This is a genomic window from Anaerobacillus sp. 1_MG-2023, assembly GCF_030547345.1.
GTDB lineage: Bacteria > Bacillota > Bacilli > Bacillales > Guptibacillaceae > Guptibacillus > Guptibacillus hwajinpoensis_B.
In genome coordinates, this window is record NZ_JAUORD010000003.1 from 362,426 (window position 1) to 379,570 (window position 17,145).

General features: G+C 39.7%; 15 protein-coding genes and 1 riboswitch. Of the genes, 12 read left to right on the forward strand and 3 right to left on the reverse strand.

Going from position 1 to position 17,145, the window contains the following annotated elements; genetic code table 11:
- Positions 1-27 precede the first annotated feature (27 nt).
- From aldA to Q4550_RS08235, 3 genes are all read left to right on the forward strand, one after another.
- Positions 28-1,476 (forward strand): aldehyde dehydrogenase, encoded by a 1,449-nt coding sequence (aldA, locus tag Q4550_RS08225; RefSeq protein ID WP_303531618.1) that lies wholly within the window; start codon positions 28-30, stop codon positions 1,474-1,476.
- Positions 1,477-1,580: 104 nt separating this feature from the next.
- Positions 1,581-2,696, forward strand: a complete 1,116-nt coding sequence (locus Q4550_RS08230) for an aminopeptidase (RefSeq protein WP_303531621.1) — start codon at positions 1,581-1,583, stop codon at positions 2,694-2,696.
- Between the two features lie 110 nt (positions 2,697-2,806).
- A complete protein-coding gene (locus tag Q4550_RS08235; protein WP_303531622.1) occupies positions 2,807-3,013 on the forward strand; it encodes a hypothetical protein in 207 nt (68 codons plus the stop codon).
- A 75-nt stretch (positions 3,014-3,088) separates the two neighbouring features.
- On the opposite strand, the gene Q4550_RS08240 is transcribed toward Q4550_RS08235, so the two are convergent.
- Complete coding sequence (locus Q4550_RS08240; protein ID WP_306558400.1) at positions 3,089-3,784, reverse strand: Crp/Fnr family transcriptional regulator; 696 nt, start codon at positions 3,782-3,784, stop codon at positions 3,089-3,091.
- Positions 3,785-3,888: 104 nt separating this feature from the next.
- Here Q4550_RS08240 and Q4550_RS08245 point away from each other — a divergent pair, with 104 nt between their 5' ends.
- The 4 genes from Q4550_RS08245 to Q4550_RS08260 all read left to right on the forward strand — a co-directional run bounded on the left by Q4550_RS08245 (position 3,889) and on the right by Q4550_RS08260 (position 6,730).
- On the forward strand, positions 3,889-4,098 hold the full coding sequence (locus Q4550_RS08245) for a glutaredoxin family protein (RefSeq protein WP_303531624.1): 210 nt from the start codon (positions 3,889-3,891) through the stop codon (positions 4,096-4,098).
- A 62-nt stretch (positions 4,099-4,160) separates the two neighbouring features.
- The gene (locus Q4550_RS08250) at positions 4,161-4,799 is read left to right on the forward strand and encodes an SGNH/GDSL hydrolase family protein (protein ID WP_303531626.1); all 639 of its coding nucleotides are present in this window, start codon (positions 4,161-4,163) and stop codon (positions 4,797-4,799) included.
- A gap of 70 nt (positions 4,800-4,869) precedes the next feature.
- The gene (egtB, locus tag Q4550_RS08255; RefSeq protein WP_303531628.1) at positions 4,870-6,153 is read left to right on the forward strand and encodes an ergothioneine biosynthesis protein EgtB; all 1,284 of its coding nucleotides are present in this window, start codon (positions 4,870-4,872) and stop codon (positions 6,151-6,153) included.
- Positions 6,154-6,415: 262 nt separating this feature from the next.
- A complete protein-coding gene (locus Q4550_RS08260) occupies positions 6,416-6,730 on the forward strand; it encodes a thioredoxin family protein (RefSeq protein ID WP_194221634.1) in 315 nt (104 codons plus the stop codon).
- A 32-nt stretch (positions 6,731-6,762) separates the two neighbouring features.
- Here the strand turns inward: Q4550_RS08260 and Q4550_RS08265 are convergent, their stop codons facing one another.
- Positions 6,763-6,993, reverse strand: a complete 231-nt coding sequence (locus Q4550_RS08265; RefSeq protein ID WP_303531632.1) for a hypothetical protein — start codon at positions 6,991-6,993, stop codon at positions 6,763-6,765.
- Positions 6,994-7,218: 225 nt separating this feature from the next.
- Positions 7,219-7,307: riboswitch (cyclic di-GMP riboswitch) on the forward strand.
- Positions 7,308-7,332: 25 nt separating this feature from the next.
- Between Q4550_RS08265 and Q4550_RS08270 the strand changes: the two genes are divergently transcribed.
- The 4 genes from Q4550_RS08270 (at position 7,333) to Q4550_RS08285 (ending at position 11,423) form a co-directional block, all read left to right on the forward strand.
- Positions 7,333-7,470, forward strand: coding sequence for an anti-repressor SinI family protein (locus tag Q4550_RS08270; RefSeq protein ID WP_303531633.1), 138 nt, complete (start codon positions 7,333-7,335; stop codon positions 7,468-7,470).
- A 382-nt stretch (positions 7,471-7,852) separates the two neighbouring features.
- Complete coding sequence (locus Q4550_RS08275; protein ID WP_303531635.1) at positions 7,853-9,235, forward strand: glycine--tRNA ligase; 1,383 nt, start codon at positions 7,853-7,855, stop codon at positions 9,233-9,235.
- 125 nt (positions 9,236-9,360) lie between these two features.
- Entirely contained in the window at positions 9,361-9,930 is a 570-nt protein-coding gene (locus Q4550_RS08280; protein ID WP_303531636.1) for an HAD-IA family hydrolase, read from the forward strand.
- 86 nt (positions 9,931-10,016) lie between these two features.
- Complete coding sequence (locus Q4550_RS08285; RefSeq protein WP_303531638.1) at positions 10,017-11,423, forward strand: MFS transporter; 1,407 nt, start codon at positions 10,017-10,019, stop codon at positions 11,421-11,423.
- 44 nt (positions 11,424-11,467) lie between these two features.
- On the opposite strand, the gene gltC is transcribed toward Q4550_RS08285, so the two are convergent.
- A complete protein-coding gene (gltC, locus tag Q4550_RS08290) occupies positions 11,468-12,373 on the reverse strand; it encodes a glutamate biosynthesis transcriptional regulator GltC (protein WP_194221638.1) in 906 nt (301 codons plus the stop codon).
- A gap of 176 nt (positions 12,374-12,549) precedes the next feature.
- Here gltC and gltB point away from each other — a divergent pair, with 176 nt between their 5' ends.
- Positions 12,550-17,139, forward strand: coding sequence for a glutamate synthase large subunit (gltB, locus tag Q4550_RS08295; RefSeq protein WP_303531640.1), 4,590 nt, complete (start codon positions 12,550-12,552; stop codon positions 17,137-17,139).
- Positions 17,140-17,145: the final 6 nt, after the last annotated feature.

Below are 17,145 nucleotides of genomic sequence, written 5' to 3' on the forward strand. Positions count from 1 at the left end.
TCCAACACTATGTAGGAGGTCTTTCAAGTGAAAAGCTATCAACTATACATTAACGGTGAATTTACAAATAGTCATTCAGAAGAAATGCTCGAAGTGATCAATCCAGCAACAGAAGAAGTGATTTCAAGAATTCCGAAAAGTGATGAGAATGACGTGCAGCGTGCAATTGAAGCTGCTAAAGCTTCCCAGAGAGAGTGGGAAAAGAAACCTTCAATTGAACGAGCTGAATACTTATATAAGATTGCCGATAAAGTAGAAGAGAAAAAAGAAGCTTTTATTAACATGTTGACTGAAGAAAATGGTAAAACAGTAGATGCTTCAAAGGCAGAAGTAGACCTAACGATTGATTACTTCCGCTATATGGCAGGTTGGGCAAGACGATACGAAGGAGAAGTACTCCCAAGTGATCGCCCGAATGAGAATATTCTTGTTTTCAAAAAGCCGATCGGAATCGTTGGCGGTATCGTGCCATGGAACTTCCCAATGTTTATCTTCGCTCGAAAGGTAGCGCCAGCGTTTGTCACAGGCTGTCCGATTATTATTAAGCCAAGTCAATATACGCCAAATACAGCATGTGAGCTAGCAAGTATTATCCATGAAATTGGCGTTCCTAAAGGAGTATTTAGCTTAGTTACTGGTAAAGGTTCAGACATTGGTACGCCACTTGCTTCTTCACCAGACGTACAAATGATTAGCTTAACGGGAAGCTATCCAGCTGGTTCAAAAGTAATGGAAGCGGCTGCTAAAAACATTACAAAAGTGAACCTTGAGCTTGGTGGTAAAGCGCCAGCGATCGTAACAAAACATGCGAACGTTGACCTAGCCGTTGAGAAGATTACGACATCTCGTATAACCAACAATGGTCAGGCTTGTACAAATGCAGAACGTGTATATGTGCATGAAGACGTAGCCGAAGAATTCATCTCGAAAATTACTAATACTTTTAAGAATACAAAAGTAGGGGACTCTTTAAACGAAGATGGATGTGACATTGGTCCACTTGCGAACAAACAGCAAATCGATTCTGTCGAAGAAATGGTGAATAATGCAGTGAAAGCTGGTGCTGTTGTGAAAACAGGTGGGAAGCGTGTAGATCGGGACAAAGGCTTTTTCTTTGAACCTACTGTTCTTACTGATGTATCACAGGATATGAACGTTATACAAGAAGAGATTTTCGGACCAGTCTTACCGATTGTTGTATATAGCGATTTTGACAAAGTTCTAGAAATGGCTAACGATACTCATTATGGACTATCTTCATCGATCTTTAGTGATAACATACACGAAGTGATGAAGGCATCGAACGTCCTTCGATATGGTGAGACGTATGTGAACCGTGAGAACTTTGAAGCGGTTCAAGGGTTCCATGCAGGTATGGGACAATCAGGTATCGGTGGTGCAGATGGTAAACATGGTCTTAATGAATATCTTAAGACACACGTTATCTATATGGAATACGATCAAGATATCAAATAATAAAACCGGGCGTATGCCCGGTTTTCTAATGTTTGAAGAAACTCCGGTCTAGAGCGTATAATAGAAAGGGTTAAGAATATTAATTTGATGAAAAGAGGGAGAATATGTTTGATTCTCGTATTATAGAGTTTGCAGAGAAACTTGTGCAGTATTCTACAAAAATCCAACAAGGTGAACATGTCTTGATTGAAGCTTTTGATGTGAATAATTCATTAGTGCGGAGCATTGTAAAAGAAGTACATAAAGCAGGGGGCTTTCCTCATGTGAATTTAAGAGATAATCAAGTTCTTCGTGAGCTATTGATGAATGCCACAGAAGAACAAATAACAGAATGGGCCGAAATCGACTTAAATCAAATGGAGAAAATGGATGCGTATATTGGCATTCGTGGTTCTGAGAACATTAATGAACTTTCTGACGTTCCTGAAGCGAAAATGGCTCTCTATAATCAGATTTACAAAACAAAAGTTCACAGCAACCAACGTGTAAAACATACGAAATGGGTTGTGATGAGATATCCTAATGAATCAATGGCACAGTTATCAGGTATGAGTACAGAAGCATTTGAAGATTTCTACTTCAATGTTTGTACAATGGATTACGCAAAAATGAGTGAGGCAATGGATGTCCTTGTTGAGCGTATGAACAAAGCTGACGAAGTCCGAATCGTTTCCCCGGATACAAATTTAAGTTTTTCTATTAAAGATATTCCAGCTGTAAAATGTGCGGGTGAACTTAACATACCTGATGGAGAAGTATTTACGGCCCCTGTAAAAGATAGCGTCAATGGCGTTATTACGTATAATACACCTTCTCCTTATAACGGTTTTGTGTTTGAAAACGTCCAGCTTACTTTTGAGAACGGGAAAGTAATTGACGCAGTTGCAAACGATACAGAAAGACTTAATCAAATTCTTGACACGGATGAAGGTGCACGATTTATTGGAGAATTCGCTATCGGAGTCAATCCTTTCATTCGTGAGCCAATGAAAGATATTCTCTTTGATGAGAAAATCGATGGGTCTTTCCATTTCACCCCAGGACAAGCCTATGATGAAGCGCCAAACGGCAACGATTCTTCCGTTCATTGGGATCTTGTTTTAATCCAACGTCCGGAATATGGTGGCGGGCAAATCTGGTTTGATGATGAGTTAATTCGCAAAGATGGCAAGTTTGTCCCTGAAGCACTTCAAGTGTTAAATCCAGAGAATCTAAAATAAAGTAGAGAAACGCATCCATTGGATGCGTTTTTTCGTACAGATGACCAATCACATTTTCAGTTCTTTGAATATAAATAAAGAAAACTACTTAAGACAGGAAGTGCCTTCCAATGGAAATACATTGTGATGGATGTACGAAGGAGATGAGAGACTGGGAAACCATTCATATGGTGAAGTTCGATAAATGGTATGTTGGTCATTTCAACTGTTTATTGAACTTGAAAAAAAAATTAAATCTCAATAGACCGATTAAGTGGGATAAACTAGAAGGAAAAAAGGATAACCAGAAAGACTCAGATGGAAAAGCTGCAAATTAGATCGAGGGGCAAGAAAAGACGCTAATGAAACGTAGCGTCTTTTCTTGTGAAGAGGATATCAGATGTCTCTGCTTCTTATTCGCCGTTTTCTTCCATGTAGGATATTGCCTTTTCTGCATGGATCGCAAATGTTAGCGGCGTTTTTTTTATGTAGCCAGCTTTTTTAAGTTCGCTAATTGTGGCGCTCACTGTTTCTCTTGTGGACCCGATCATCGTAGCGATATCATAATGCGTTAACTTAATATCAATGGTTTGCCATTCATTCTTTCTTTTACCAAATTTTTCGCTGAGTTTCATTAAAAGCGATAGGATTCGATATTTTACACTCCTGAGCGCCAGGTTTTCACTCATTTCATAGATTTCCTTTAAACGAGAAGAAAGAATTTCAATGAATTTTATGGCGAGCTTGGGGTTTTCGGAAATAAGTTCTTCAAATTGATCTTTTCCGATGACGCAGACATATACGTCAGACATGGCTTCCGCATATACGGAATCGTCATTGAGAGAGAAACTAGATGTTTCACCGAAGATGTTACCGTCTCCTAGAAGGTCAACAGTTAATTGTTTTCCTGCAGCGTTTGAGCGATAGAGACGTACCGTTCCTTTTTTTAAAAGGAAGAGGGCTTTCATCGGGTTTTCGGGTCCTAATATGACTGTTCCTTTTTTTAAAGGTTGCATGTCACTTACGCGATCAATTTGCATTAAATCATTCATTTCAAGTTCTTCAAATAAATTGATCTGAGATAACATTGTTAATTTATCTATTTTCATCACCTTCATTCATGTCAAAGTAGTTGTACTCCGTAATTTAGCTTACATCATTTTATCTATTTTATCACTTATACTCAACTATGTTAGGAGGTTAGAAGTCTAACATGGAACAGGTTACGTTATTTACGATTACGGGTTGTATCGATTGCTATAAAATGAAGCAACATCTTAAGGAAAGAAATATTCCATTTGTAGAAGTCAACTTAATGGAACAACCGGAAAGACTTAAAGATCTTATAAAGGTAGCAGGGGAATGTCAAGTGCCTTTCCTCGTAAAAGGTGAAGAAGCTCTTTTTTTGGAAGACCTTAACTAGCAAAGTAACAATAGAGTGTTGAGTGGAATAATATAGGGCATCTATAATTAAGAGGTGATTCTATGTCTGACTCAATTACTTCTGTTAAATATACCGCAATAGGAGATTCTATTACGTTAGGTACTGGAACGGTTTTGTTTACTCCAACATTTGTAGACTTTTATTCCAATTCTCTAAATTACGAGTTACAATTTCCGGTTAAAGCGCGAACGTTTGCAGAAAATGGTGCGACTACTGCAGATGTTAAACGATGGCTCTATTGCTCCCAAATTCCTATGAAACAATCGCCTGTTATTACGGTCACAGCCGGAGGAAACGATCTGATTGATGCAGCTGAAGCTTACGCTATTACAAAAAACAAGGCTGTACTAGATGGTGCTTTACATGAATGTTGTCAGAATATGAGTTGGATTGTAGCCTATTTATCGAAGGAGCTAAAACGGAATTACGCTCAAGCAATGATTCGGATTGTGAATTTGTATAACCCCATTCCTGATTTAGCTTTTTCAGATGTTTGGGTTAAGGCATTTAACCGACACATTGAAACATGTTCAGCTGGAAAATTCGTTAAAGTTGCTAATATTTATCCAGTTTTTAAAGGACGGGAAAAGGAATTTTTAGCTTCAGATGGAATTCATCCCAACACAAAGGGCCATAAAGAAATTTCAAATGCTCTCATAAAAACAGGAATATGTCTTTAAATGTTTAATTTAGTTAAAACTAGGGTAAAACTTTATGTTCATAAATTATTAAGATTTTGGGGAGGAACTTATGGTACAACAATCCATTCAATTAAACGAATTACGAGAACAATTGCTTCATGCTTATGAAGCAACACGCACAATGACGAACACATTAGTGGAACCACTTGAAACGGAGGATTTCACTATTCAATCGATTCCAGATGTAAGTCCTCCCAAATGGCACATGGCACACACAACGTGGTTTTTTGAAACGTTTATTCTGAAAGAATACTGTGAAAATTACAAGTCGTTTCACGAAGAATTCGAATACTTATTTAACTCATACTATGAAAGTGTAGGAAGTTATTTCCCTCGCCATGCAAGAGGTTTGCTGAGCAGACCAAGTATAGATAAAGTTAGAAGCTATCGATCTGATATTGATGAAGAAATGGTTACTCTTATTCAAGAAATTGACGATAGTAAACTTCACCAGGTTGCTGATTTAGTAGAAATCGGATTGAATCACGAGCAACAGCATCAAGAGCTTTTAATGACCGACATTAAATATAATTTTTCCATTAATCCATTGAAACCGGTCTACCGTTCACTTGAGGTTAATTCTAAAGAAAAAGCTACACCATTAGAGTGGATCTCGTTTGAGGGAGGTCTGATTGAAACGGGTATAAATGAAGATGATGGTTTTTCCTTTGATAATGAACGTCCAATACATAAATCTTGGCTTGAGCCATTTAAGTTAGCGACTAGAACAGTAACGAACGGGGAGTATCTTGCGTTTATTAAAGCTGGTGGTTATAAAGAAGCGACCTACTGGTTATCAGATGGTTGGGCAACAGTAAAGAAAGAAAATTGGCAAGCACCGTTGCATTGGGTTGAAAAGGATGGGGAGTGGTATACTTTTACGCTCCATGGGTTAGTTCCACTAAATATAGAAGAACCTGTTACACATATTAGTTACTACGAAGCTGAAGCATATGCAAGCTTTGTAGGTAAAAGACTTCCTTCTGAGTCCGAATGGGAACTTGCAGTTCGCGATCAGCCGATTGCGGGTAATTTTGTTGAAGATGGCATCTATCATCCCGTGGCATCGATCAAGGAAAATGAAGGTAGAATAAAAAAAGCCTATGGAGATGTGTGGGAATGGACGAAAAGTCCTTATATGCCTTACCCTGGTAATAAACCGCTTGACGGGGCGTTGGGTGAGTATAATGCAAAATTCATGAGCAGTCAGATGATTCTAAGAGGCGGATCATGTGTTACCTCCGTATCTCATATTCGTCCGACTTATCGAAATTTCTTTGGTCCAGATAAACGCTGGCAATTTACCGGCATTCGTCTTGCAGATGATAAGTAATCATTAAAAACTTCGCAATGGATCAGAGCTATCTGAAGAAATCACATAGCCAGAAGAATACTATCCGACTCGAACAGAATCTTAAAGAACTTAAACAGTTAGCAGAGAATTCAGGTTTCACACCAATGAAAACATGGACTGATCAAGAACAGCTGTTCAGGTTGCACTATCTTAGTGTGAATTAACGTAAGCTTTCTTACAGACATTCAATGATTATTTCGATATAATTGTTAATGAAGATATAGGTGAAGGAGAGATAATCATGAAGAAGATTGAAACAGCTGATTCTTATCAGTCATTCATTAACAATAATGACGTATCCATTCTAAAATATGAAGCTAACTGGTGCCCGGATTGCAAGCGCCTTGACTTTTTTATTGATGATATAATGAATGCGCATCATGAAAAGCAATGGGCTCAAATCGATATTGAACAATTCCCTGAAATTACAGAGGAAAATGATGTTATGGGTATCCCGAGCCTTCTTGTCTATAAAGACGGCAAAAAGATTGGTCACTTGCATAGTGCGAATACCAAAAATCCAGATCAGGTGAAAGAATATTTAAGTCAATTCTAAACAAAAGAGAAGGTTGCGAAGGCAACCTTCTTTTATTTTGTTAGAACATATTCGATGGAGCCGTCAATTAATGAATGAACAAATGCAACTGTATATCCAATGCTAAGGTAAGTAGAGAGTGTTTCACTACAATGTGGATGTAATGGTTCTGTTGGGGCATGAATACTTTTATACATGGTTTTTACGGTGCTAGAGATGGGTTCACAACGAAGTAAAACAACATGTTTACCGCTCCAAGCGGTACTAATGTGATTTCTCTGCATATCACTCTTCCTTTGCGAAAAATATATTCAGGGAATACAGTTAGCATATGAGTGAAATCGTAGGATGTTAGAAGTAGAAATGGAAATTTAAAAATATTTTGAATTTTCATCGAATAACTGGTATATTAGTAGCATATAACGTCAAACTTCTCGATAATCACATCGATTCACTAAAAAGTTGTGTATTTTGTAAGTTTATGGTCGGAATGTGTCATTTCTGAATTCTCCAGACAAGGGCAAACCATCCTAAAGGATGGGACGCAAAGACACAGGTCTAATGTTGGTTCTCCAACGATGACGGCTGGTCCTCCTGGAAAACCCATGAAGGAGGAGAAAAGAATGACCATGGCTAAACCTAAGCCTAAGAAGGTACTTGATCAAGAATGGGTTATTCTCATGAGGGCTGCCAGAGAACTTGGATTGAAGAAAGAAGAGGTACAAGCATTCTTAAAACAACACAAAAACCGACATCTATGAATATACATAAATGCATGACGACCTATAAGGTCGTTTTTTTTGTGATAAGCTTTGATGAAAGCAAATACGGTGTGAAATGAATATTCCTTGACTTTAGGGCAATATTTTTTGTATCATATGTCATATCAATTGCATACATAAACCATACTAACTATGAAGGATAAATAGTAGTCAGAGTAACCTTGTTTTTAGCGATTCGGGGACGGTGGAAGCCCGAACGAGGTCTGATGAAACGGCAGTCTGGAGTTACGTTACTTAAAGTGGATGCCTTATTTGCATCAACTAGGGTGGAACCGCGGGTGCATAAGCTCTCGTCCCTGGACATTTTTTGTCCATGGATTGGGAGCTTTTTATATTGATTGAGAAAAAAGGAGAGAATGACATGACAATTTCAATGGATCAGATCGTTTCAGTATCGAAGCACAGAGGATTTATTTTCCCTGGTTCTGATATTTACGGTGGACTAGCAAATACATGGGATTATGGACCACTTGGTGTAGAACTTAAGAAAAATATTAAAGATGCATGGTGGAAGAAGTTTGTTCAAGAATCACCTTATAATAGTGGTCTAGATGCCGCCATTCTAATGAATCCAAAAACGTGGGAAGCTTCAGGACATTTAGGTAATTTCAATGATCCTTTAATTGATTGCAAAAGCTGTAAAACACGTCACCGTGCAGATAAATTAATTGAGGACGCTCTTTCAACTGAAGAAGAGGACATGATTGCAGACGGCCTTTCATTTGAAGAAATGGAGCGTTTGATGAAAGAAAATCATATTACTTGCCCGGAGTGTGGCAGTGAAGATTTCACAGAAATCCGTCAATTTGATCTTATGTTTAAAACCCATCAAGGTGTAACAAAATCGAGCACGAGTGAAATTTACCTTCGCCCAGAAACGGCGCAGGGAATCTTCGTAAACTTTAAAAATGTTCAACGCTCTATGCGTAAGAAAGTGCCTTTTGGTATTGCACAAGTTGGAAAAAGCTTCCGGAATGAAATTACACCTGGAAACTTTACATTCCGTACTCGTGAATTTGAACAAATGGAGCTTGAATTCTTCTGTAAGCCAGGTAACGAACTAGAGTGGCATGAGTATTGGAAAGAGTACTGCAAAAACTGGCTTCTAAATCTTGGTGTAAAAGAAGATAGCATCCGACTGCGTGAGCATGCGGAAGATGAACTGTCGCATTATAGTAATGCAACAACTGATATCGAGTACAAGTTCCCATTTGGTTGGGGCGAACTTTGGGGTGTTGCTTCTCGAACAGATTACGACTTAAAGCAGCATATGGAACATTCCAATGAAGATTTCACTTATCACGATCAACAAACAGGTGAGAAGTATGTACCTTATTGCATTGAGCCTTCACTTGGTGCTGACCGCGTCACTCTTGCTTTCTTGATTGAAGCATATGAAGAACAGGAGCTAGAAGATGGCACAACTAGAAGTGTGATGCACTTCCATCCAGCGATCGCTCCGTTTAAAGCTGCTGTATTCCCTCTATCTAAGAAGCTTTCTGAAGAAGCGCGTGCTGTTCATGCGGAACTTTCAAAATACTTTATGGTTGATTATGATGAGGCTGGCTCAATTGGTAAACGTTACCGTCGTCATGATGAAGTTGGTACACCGTATGCCATTACATTTGATTTTGATTCTGTTGAAGACCAACAAGTGACGATTCGTGACCGTGACACAATGGAACAAAAGAGAATGCCGATTTCTGAACTGAAAAGCTTTCTTGAAGAAAAAACACAATTTTAATGTAAGAAGCCGCTCAAAATTCGAGCGGCTTTTCTTTATAATAAAGAATGACAATGATTCTTATTGATCGTTTACCCGCGAGATTAAACTAACTTGTTTTATAACTAATAAGGAGTGAATAGTAAGTGAGGATTCTATGGGATTTTGATGGCACATTATTTGATACATACCCTGCTTTTACAAAAGTGATGAAAGAATTAGTTTCTAATGATGTAAAGGAAGAAGATATTTTAAAAGAGCTAAAAGTGTCTTTTCGTCATGCGACGGAAGTGTTTCAATTAACTGAAGAACAAATTAAAACGTTTCGTAAAATGGATAATGCTTTGTCACCAGAAGATAAACCACCATTTCCTGGTTTGAAAACAATTCTTCAAAAAGCTGAATTGAATGTCATCATGACTCATAAACCGCGTGAAGAGGTGATCACGATTTTAGAGTATTTTAAAATGGAGCATTATTTCGCTGATCTTGTAGCCGGAGATGATGGATTTCCACGTAAGCCTGATCCTGCATCCTATCACCATTTGAATAACAAGTATCAGCTGGATCTTGCCGTTGGTGACAGAGTACTTGATATTCTCCCCGCTAAAGAAGTGGGAATGAAAACGTGTTTGTTTCAGAATAATTCTTCAGGCGCCGATCTATATGTTACTAATTATGAAGACTTGAAAAACCTGTTATGGCCATCTTTGTAAAAAGCTTTTTAAAGCATTTTAAAAGTTGAAGCCTTCATATTCATATGTGATAATACACATATGAATATGAAGGGGATGGTTTTGCCGTGGATAAAAAACTTCGCTTTATTTTAATTACATTTTTATTAGGGGTTTTTCTAGGCGCGCTTGATTCAGGAATCGTTTCTCCTGCCTTAACAACACTTATAGAAGATCTTGGCATCGATTTGAAATGGACAGTTTGGGTCGTTACGATCTATACACTTGTTTATGCGGTAAGCATGCCGATTGTAGGAAAACTTGCTGACTTATTTGGAAGAAAGCGTATTTTTCTTGCAGGGATTACGTTATTTGCACTAGGTTCCCTTCTTGCGGGAGTTAGTCAATCCCTTCCTGTTCTATTAGTTGGAAGAGCGATTCAAGCCCTCGGAGGAGGGGGAATCATTCCGATAGCGAATGCTGTAATTGGAAGTAGTTTTCCGAAAGAAAAACGAGGTATGGCCCTTGGTTTAGTAGGTGCGATGTTTGGTGTAGCAACTATATTAGGACCAAACGTTGGAGGTTTCTTCGTTGCACAGCTTAGCTGGCGCTGGATTTTCTTTATCAACCTTCCAATTGCTGTTGTTATTATCATAATGGGGTTAAAGCTTCCGGATGACCGAACAGAGAGTAAGAAACCTACTCTTGATTGGGGCGGAGCGCTTGTTCTATCATTTCTCATTGTGTCCCTTTTACTAGGTCTAACCAACCTTGAAACGAGTGAATTTCTTCAATCCATCCAATCATTGCTTGTATGGCCATTGTTACTTATCAGTCTCGTGCTTATTTATCCATTGATCAAGGTCGAAAAAGCGGCCGCGGATCCTATAGTGAAATTAAGCTACTTTACTGATCGGAATATTGTTCTCGCATTACTTATTTCAACGATTACCGGTATTGGGATCATTAGTATGATTTTCGTACCGTCATTCTCTGAAATTATCTTGTTATTATCAAGGGGCCAGGGTGGTTATGTGATGACAATTTTAGCCGTTGCTTCTGGATTTGCAGCACCTATAGGAGGTGTTCTTCTTGATAAGTGGGGCGCTAAACAAGTCGTGTTATTAGGCTTTTCATTAAGTCTTCTTGGCTCACTCGTCTTTACTTATCTAGCAGATGGGTGGCTAACCCTTTCGCTTGGTATGGTGCTGTCTGGTGTTGGGATTGGATTTACAATGGGCACACCGCTTAATTACATTATCCTTGAGTTAACTCCTGATCGAGAAGCTGGCGCAGCGCTTTCTCTAGTAAGTTTATTTAGATCTGTTGGCACATCGCTTGGTCCTGTTATCCTTGCAGGATTCATAGCGACTTCAGGTTCAAGTTCATTTAGCGGTAGCAAAATAACGGATGGAGTAAGGGAGATGATTCTATCAGGATATGAGCATATGTATCTAGCTGCTTCGGTTATATTTCTAACTGGACTTATTCTCGGCGTCTTTCTAAAAATGCCGTCAAAAGCATCACAAAGTTAATTGATTAAAAAACCATGTCGAGCGTAGTCGCTCGACATGGTTTTTTATTGTCCAAATCGGTTAAGAACTTCATAAAAATGGGTAAGAAATTCAAAAAACTTTCTTTCAGAAGGAGCTAACTCTCTTCCTTGCGGGATAATGACGCCGACTGTTCTCGTGACGTTTGGCTCGGATAACTCAATTTTAACTGTTTCTCCTGGGAGCTGCTCGGAAAGGGTTATCTCAGGTAGTAGACTTACACCAAGCCCAGCTGCAACTAGTCCTTTAATCGTATCGATATCTTCACCTTCAAACGCAATACGTGGTTTGAATCCAACTTGCTGGCAGGCTGAAGTAACGAGATGATGCAGGGCATAACCAGAGCGAAACAGCACAAATGGTTCATTTTTTAATTGTCCGAGCCGTAGCATTGGATAGTCAGCCAGGGGATGAGATATAGGGAGGAGGGCTAATAGTTTTTCTGTAAAGAAAATATGCCCATCAACATCAGTTCGATCTTTCGGCACTGGGGACACGAAAGCAATATCTATCTCCCCTTTACTTACTGCATCGGTAAGATCTTGTACAGATCCCTGTCTTAATTGAAATCCAACGCTAGGATGCTCCTTTCGAAATGCAGAAATAACGGTAGGTAATGTTTTAGCGGCAAGGCTGTTTGGAAATCCAATTCGAATCGTCCCTGTATCAGGATTTAAAAATTCATATACGGCTTGTCTCGCGCGTTCAATTTCTGAAATGGCCGTTTCAGCATGATCCATAAATATATGTCCTACTTGTGTTAGCTTTACATTCCGGCCTTCTCGAATAAATAACTGCACTCCAAGCTCAGATTCAAGGTTGGCAATTTGTCTACTTACAGCTGATTGTGCGACGTGAAGGGAATTAGCTGCGTCTGTCACATGCTCTCGTTTCGCGACTTCCATAAAATAATACAATTGCCTGAGTTCCATTTAAAACAATCTCTCCTTTGATTCATATCAATATTAGATTAATTATATCTAAATTATATATTGGAAGCATTGGTTAAAGCAATGTACAATAAGTGTAGAATATTTAAACAATTTCGACGTTATGGCGTTAAAGCGAGAAACCATAATGAATTGGGATAAGAGCGAGGAGTGGGATTATGGATAGAAGTAATTTTCCAGAGAAACAAGGATTATATGATCCAATTCATGAGCATGACGCTTGTGGCATCGGACTGATCGCCAATATGAATAATGTGCCTGCACACGACATTATTGAAAAAGGAGTCTATATGTTACGCCAGCTAGATCACCGAGGAGGGCAGGGAAGCGATCCTGACACGGGTGACGGTGCGGGTATTATGTTACAGATTCCACACGAGTTTTTCAAAAAGAATTCAGGATTAAACCTACCAGATAAAGGTGAATACGGAGTAGGAATGATGTTCCTTCCGGTAGATAATCAGCTGAGACAGCGTGCAAAACAAATTGTTGAGAAAGCAATCAAGGAAGCAGGTCAAGAGTTTATTGGCTGGAGAACGGTTCCTGTAGATGAAACGACAATTGGAGAAGCGGCATGTATTGCTCAGCCTGTCATTCGACAGGTCTTTATTAAGAAAAGCGATATTTCAGCTGAAGAATTTGAACGTAAATTATACGTTATTCGTAAAAAAGCAGAGAAGCAAGTTGCTCAAGATTCTCAGTTATCAAAAACAAAGTATTATGCAGCGAGCTTCTCCAAAGATACGATTGTTTATAAAGGGATGTTAACACCAGAACAGCTAGATCAATTTTATCTTGATTTGAAAGATCCTAGTTTTAAATCAGCATTTTCAATGGTGCACTCACGCTTTAGTACAAATACTTTCCCAAGCTGGGATCGTGCCCATCCAAACCGTTATCTTATTCATAATGGGGAGATCAATACGCTTCGTGGAAATGTGAACTGGATGAGAGCAAGAGAAGGAGCTCTTCAATCGGAAGTATTTGGAGATGACATGAAAGATATTGCTCCAATTGTCCGTCCAAATGGAAGTGACTCCTCTTCATTAGATAACTGTCTTGAATTCTTGAATCTCTCAGGCCGTTCATTGCCACATGCGGCTATGATGATGATTCCAGAGCCATGGGACCGTGATGCTACGATGCTGGATCCAAAGAAGGCATTTTATGAGTATCATAGTACATTGATGGAGCCATGGGATGGTCCAACGGCTATTGCGTTTACTAACGGTCGTCAAATAGGAGCGATGCTTGATCGTAATGGTTTGCGTCCTGCACGATACGTTATTACAAACGACGACACGTTTATTCTTTCTTCTGAAGTTGGCGTTATTGAAATAGAAGAAGAGAAGATTACAGAAAAAGGCCGCTTAAGTCCTGGGAAAATGCTACTACTCGATCTAGAGGAAAAGCGCCTCGTTGACGATGAGGAGATTAAAGCGCAAATTGCGACTGATAAACCTTACCGTAAATGGCTTGATGAAAACCTTATGAGTCTTTCACCAGAAAAAGTGAAGACAAGACAGATAGATGAGAAAGAACTCGTCCAAACACAGCGTGCTTTTGGATACACATATGAAGAACTTACAAAAAATATCGCGCCAATGGTTACTGAGAAAAAAGATCCAATCGGATCAATGGGAAATGACGTGCCATTAGCTGTTCTTTCTGAGCGTCCACAGTTACTGTTTAACTACTTTAAACAGCTGTTTGCTCAAGTAACGAATCCACCAATTGATTCGATTCGAGAAGAATCCGTTACTTCAACAATGACGCTGCTTGGCCCTGAAGGAAATTTACTTGAAACCAAACCAGGAAGCGCTAGAAGAATTCGTCTTGAAACACCTATTTTAACGGATAGTCGATTTGAAGCGATTAAGGCATTAGACGAAGAGGACTTTCATCCTGAAACACTTAGTTTATTGTTTAATGCAGCACGTGGTGAAACGGAAATGGAGCATGCACTTCTGGCGTTATTCCGTAAAGCTGATCGCGCAATTAAAAACGGGAAAAGCATACTTGTTCTTTCTGATTTTGGAGTGAATCATGAGAAAGCGGCGATTCCTTCTTTACTTGCTCTAAGTGGCCTTCATCATCACTTGATTAAACGCGAGACGCGGACGAAAGTAAGTTTGATCGTAGAAACAGGTGAAGCTAGGGACGTTCATCAGTTTGCTATGTTAGTTGGTTATGGAGCAGACGCCATTTATCCATATGCTGCTTATGACTCGATTGACCATATGATTAATGACGGGACTATTGAGGGCTTTTCTTTCGAAGATGCCGTTGATAATTATATTGATGCTGCGACAACTGGAATTGTAAAAGTGATGTCCAAAATGGGCATTTCAACAATACAAAGCTATCGAGGAGCGCAAATTTTCGAGGCGATTGGAGTTAGCAACGAAGTAATTGATCGTTATTTTGCTGGTACAGCTTCGCAAATTGATGGTATTCCAATCGATGTTATTGCAACAGAAACGTTAATGAGGCATCACTTTGCTTATCATGATTCTGAATATAGTGATCTTACACTTGAAACAGGTAGTGAACTGCAGTGGAGAAATGGGGGAGAGCACCATTCATTCAATCCGAAAACCATTCATACACTCCAACACGCTGCTAGAAGTAATAACTATGAATTATATAAGAAATTCTCTGGCATGGCGTTAGAAGAGAATCTCACTTATTTAAGACAGGCGATTGATTTTGGTTCAAAAGATGCGATCTCGATTGATGAGGTTGAAAGTGTTGAATCGATTACTCGTAGGTTTAAAACGGGTGCAATGAGCTATGGTGCCTTAAGTGGTGAAGCTCACGAAGCTCTTGCGATTGCAATGAACCGTATAGGGGGACGTAGCAATAGCGGTGAAGGTGGAGAGGACCCTTCTCGTTTCACTCCTGATGAAAATGGTGATCTTCGTCGAAGCTCTATTAAACAGGTAGCATCAGGTCGATTTGGTGTATCAAGCTACTACTTAAGCAATGCAGATGAAATTCAAATTAAAATGGCTCAAGGTGCAAAACCTGGTGAAGGTGGTCAGCTACCAGGGAAGAAAGTATACCCTTGGATTGCTGAAGTACGTGGCTCGACTCCAGGTGTTGGACTAATTTCACCACCGCCACATCATGATATATATTCGATTGAGGATCTTGCCCAGCTAATTCATGATTTAAAGAATGCAAATCCATCTGCACGAATCAACGTCAAGCTAGTTTCAAAAGCAGGGGTTGGTACGATTGCTGCAGGTGTAGCTAAAGGGCTTGCAGATGTTATTCTCATTAGCGGATATGAGGGTGGAACAGGAGCATCTCCAAGAACGAGTATCAAACACGCTGGTCTTCCATGGGAACTTGGTCTAGCGGAGACGCATCAAACACTCGTATTAAATGATTTACGTGATCGTGTTGTTCTAGAAGCTGATGGAAAAATGATGACTGGTCGTGACGTCGTGATGGCAGCTATTCTAGGCGCTGAAGAATTTGGATTCTCGACAGCACCGTTAGTCGTTCTAGGTTGTATTCTTATGAGAGCGTGCCATCTTGATACATGCCCGGTTGGTGTAGCTACTCAAAATCCTGAACTACGTAAGAAATTTATGGGGAATCCGGATCACGTCGTGAACTACATGCAGTTTATTGCACAAGAAGTTCGTGAAATCATGGCTGAGCTAGGATTTAGAACGATCGAGGAGATGATTGGACGTACGGATGTACTGAAAGTAAGTCGTCGCACGAAAGATCACTGGAAAGCAAGATACCTTGATCTAAAACCGCTTCTCTATCAGCCGCATGTGTCAGAAGAGGTTGGCCGCTTCAAACAGCGTGATCAGGATCACAAGTTAGAAGCAGCACTTGACAATACCTCAATTATTCCTGCAGCACTCGGTGCGCTCGAAGAACAGAAGCCTTTTGAAGGGTCTTATGTTATTCGTAATACAAACCGCGTTGCAGGTGCTCTTCTAGGACATGAAATTACGAAGCGCTATGGCGCAGAAGGACTTCCAGAAGATATGATTCGCTTACACTTCACAGGTTCAGCAGGTCAAAGTTTTGGAGCCTTCGTACCAAATGGCGTCACAATGCAACTAGAAGGCGATGCTAATGATTATGTAGGTAAAGGGTTATCAGGTGGGAAACTGATCATTCACCCGTCCGCTAAGGCTGAGTTTGCTCGTGATGAAAATACAATTGTAGGTAACGTTGCTTTCTACGGAGCAACTTCAGGTGAAGCTTATATTAGCGGTCTCGCAGGAGAGCGATTCTGTGTAAGAAATAGTGGTGCAAGTGCGGTTGTTGAAGGTATTGGAGACAACGGTTGTGAATACATGACAGGTGGACGTGTCGTTATTCTTGGTGAGACCGGAAAGAACTTTGCAGCAGGTATGTCAGGTGGAATTGCTTATGTTCTTTCAGATGATCAGGAGGCGTTTAAGCGCAATGTAAATGCTGAAATGGTTCACATTGAATCACTACGTAACTATGACGAGATTCTTGAAGTGAAGCATTTGATTCAGCAGCATGCTTACTTTACTGATAGTCCGAAAGCGATCCGTTTCATTCAAAACTGGAATGAGGTTGTCGGGAAAATTGTGAAAGTGATTCCGAAAGAATATAAGAGAATCACAGAATCATTAGAAGAATTGAAAGAAAAAGGCTATGAAGATGACGACGCAGCATATGAAGTGTTCCAGCAGGCTAAGAACGGTCAAGTAAAGCCACGTCAAAGTGACCTGGAACCGGTATAAGGGGAG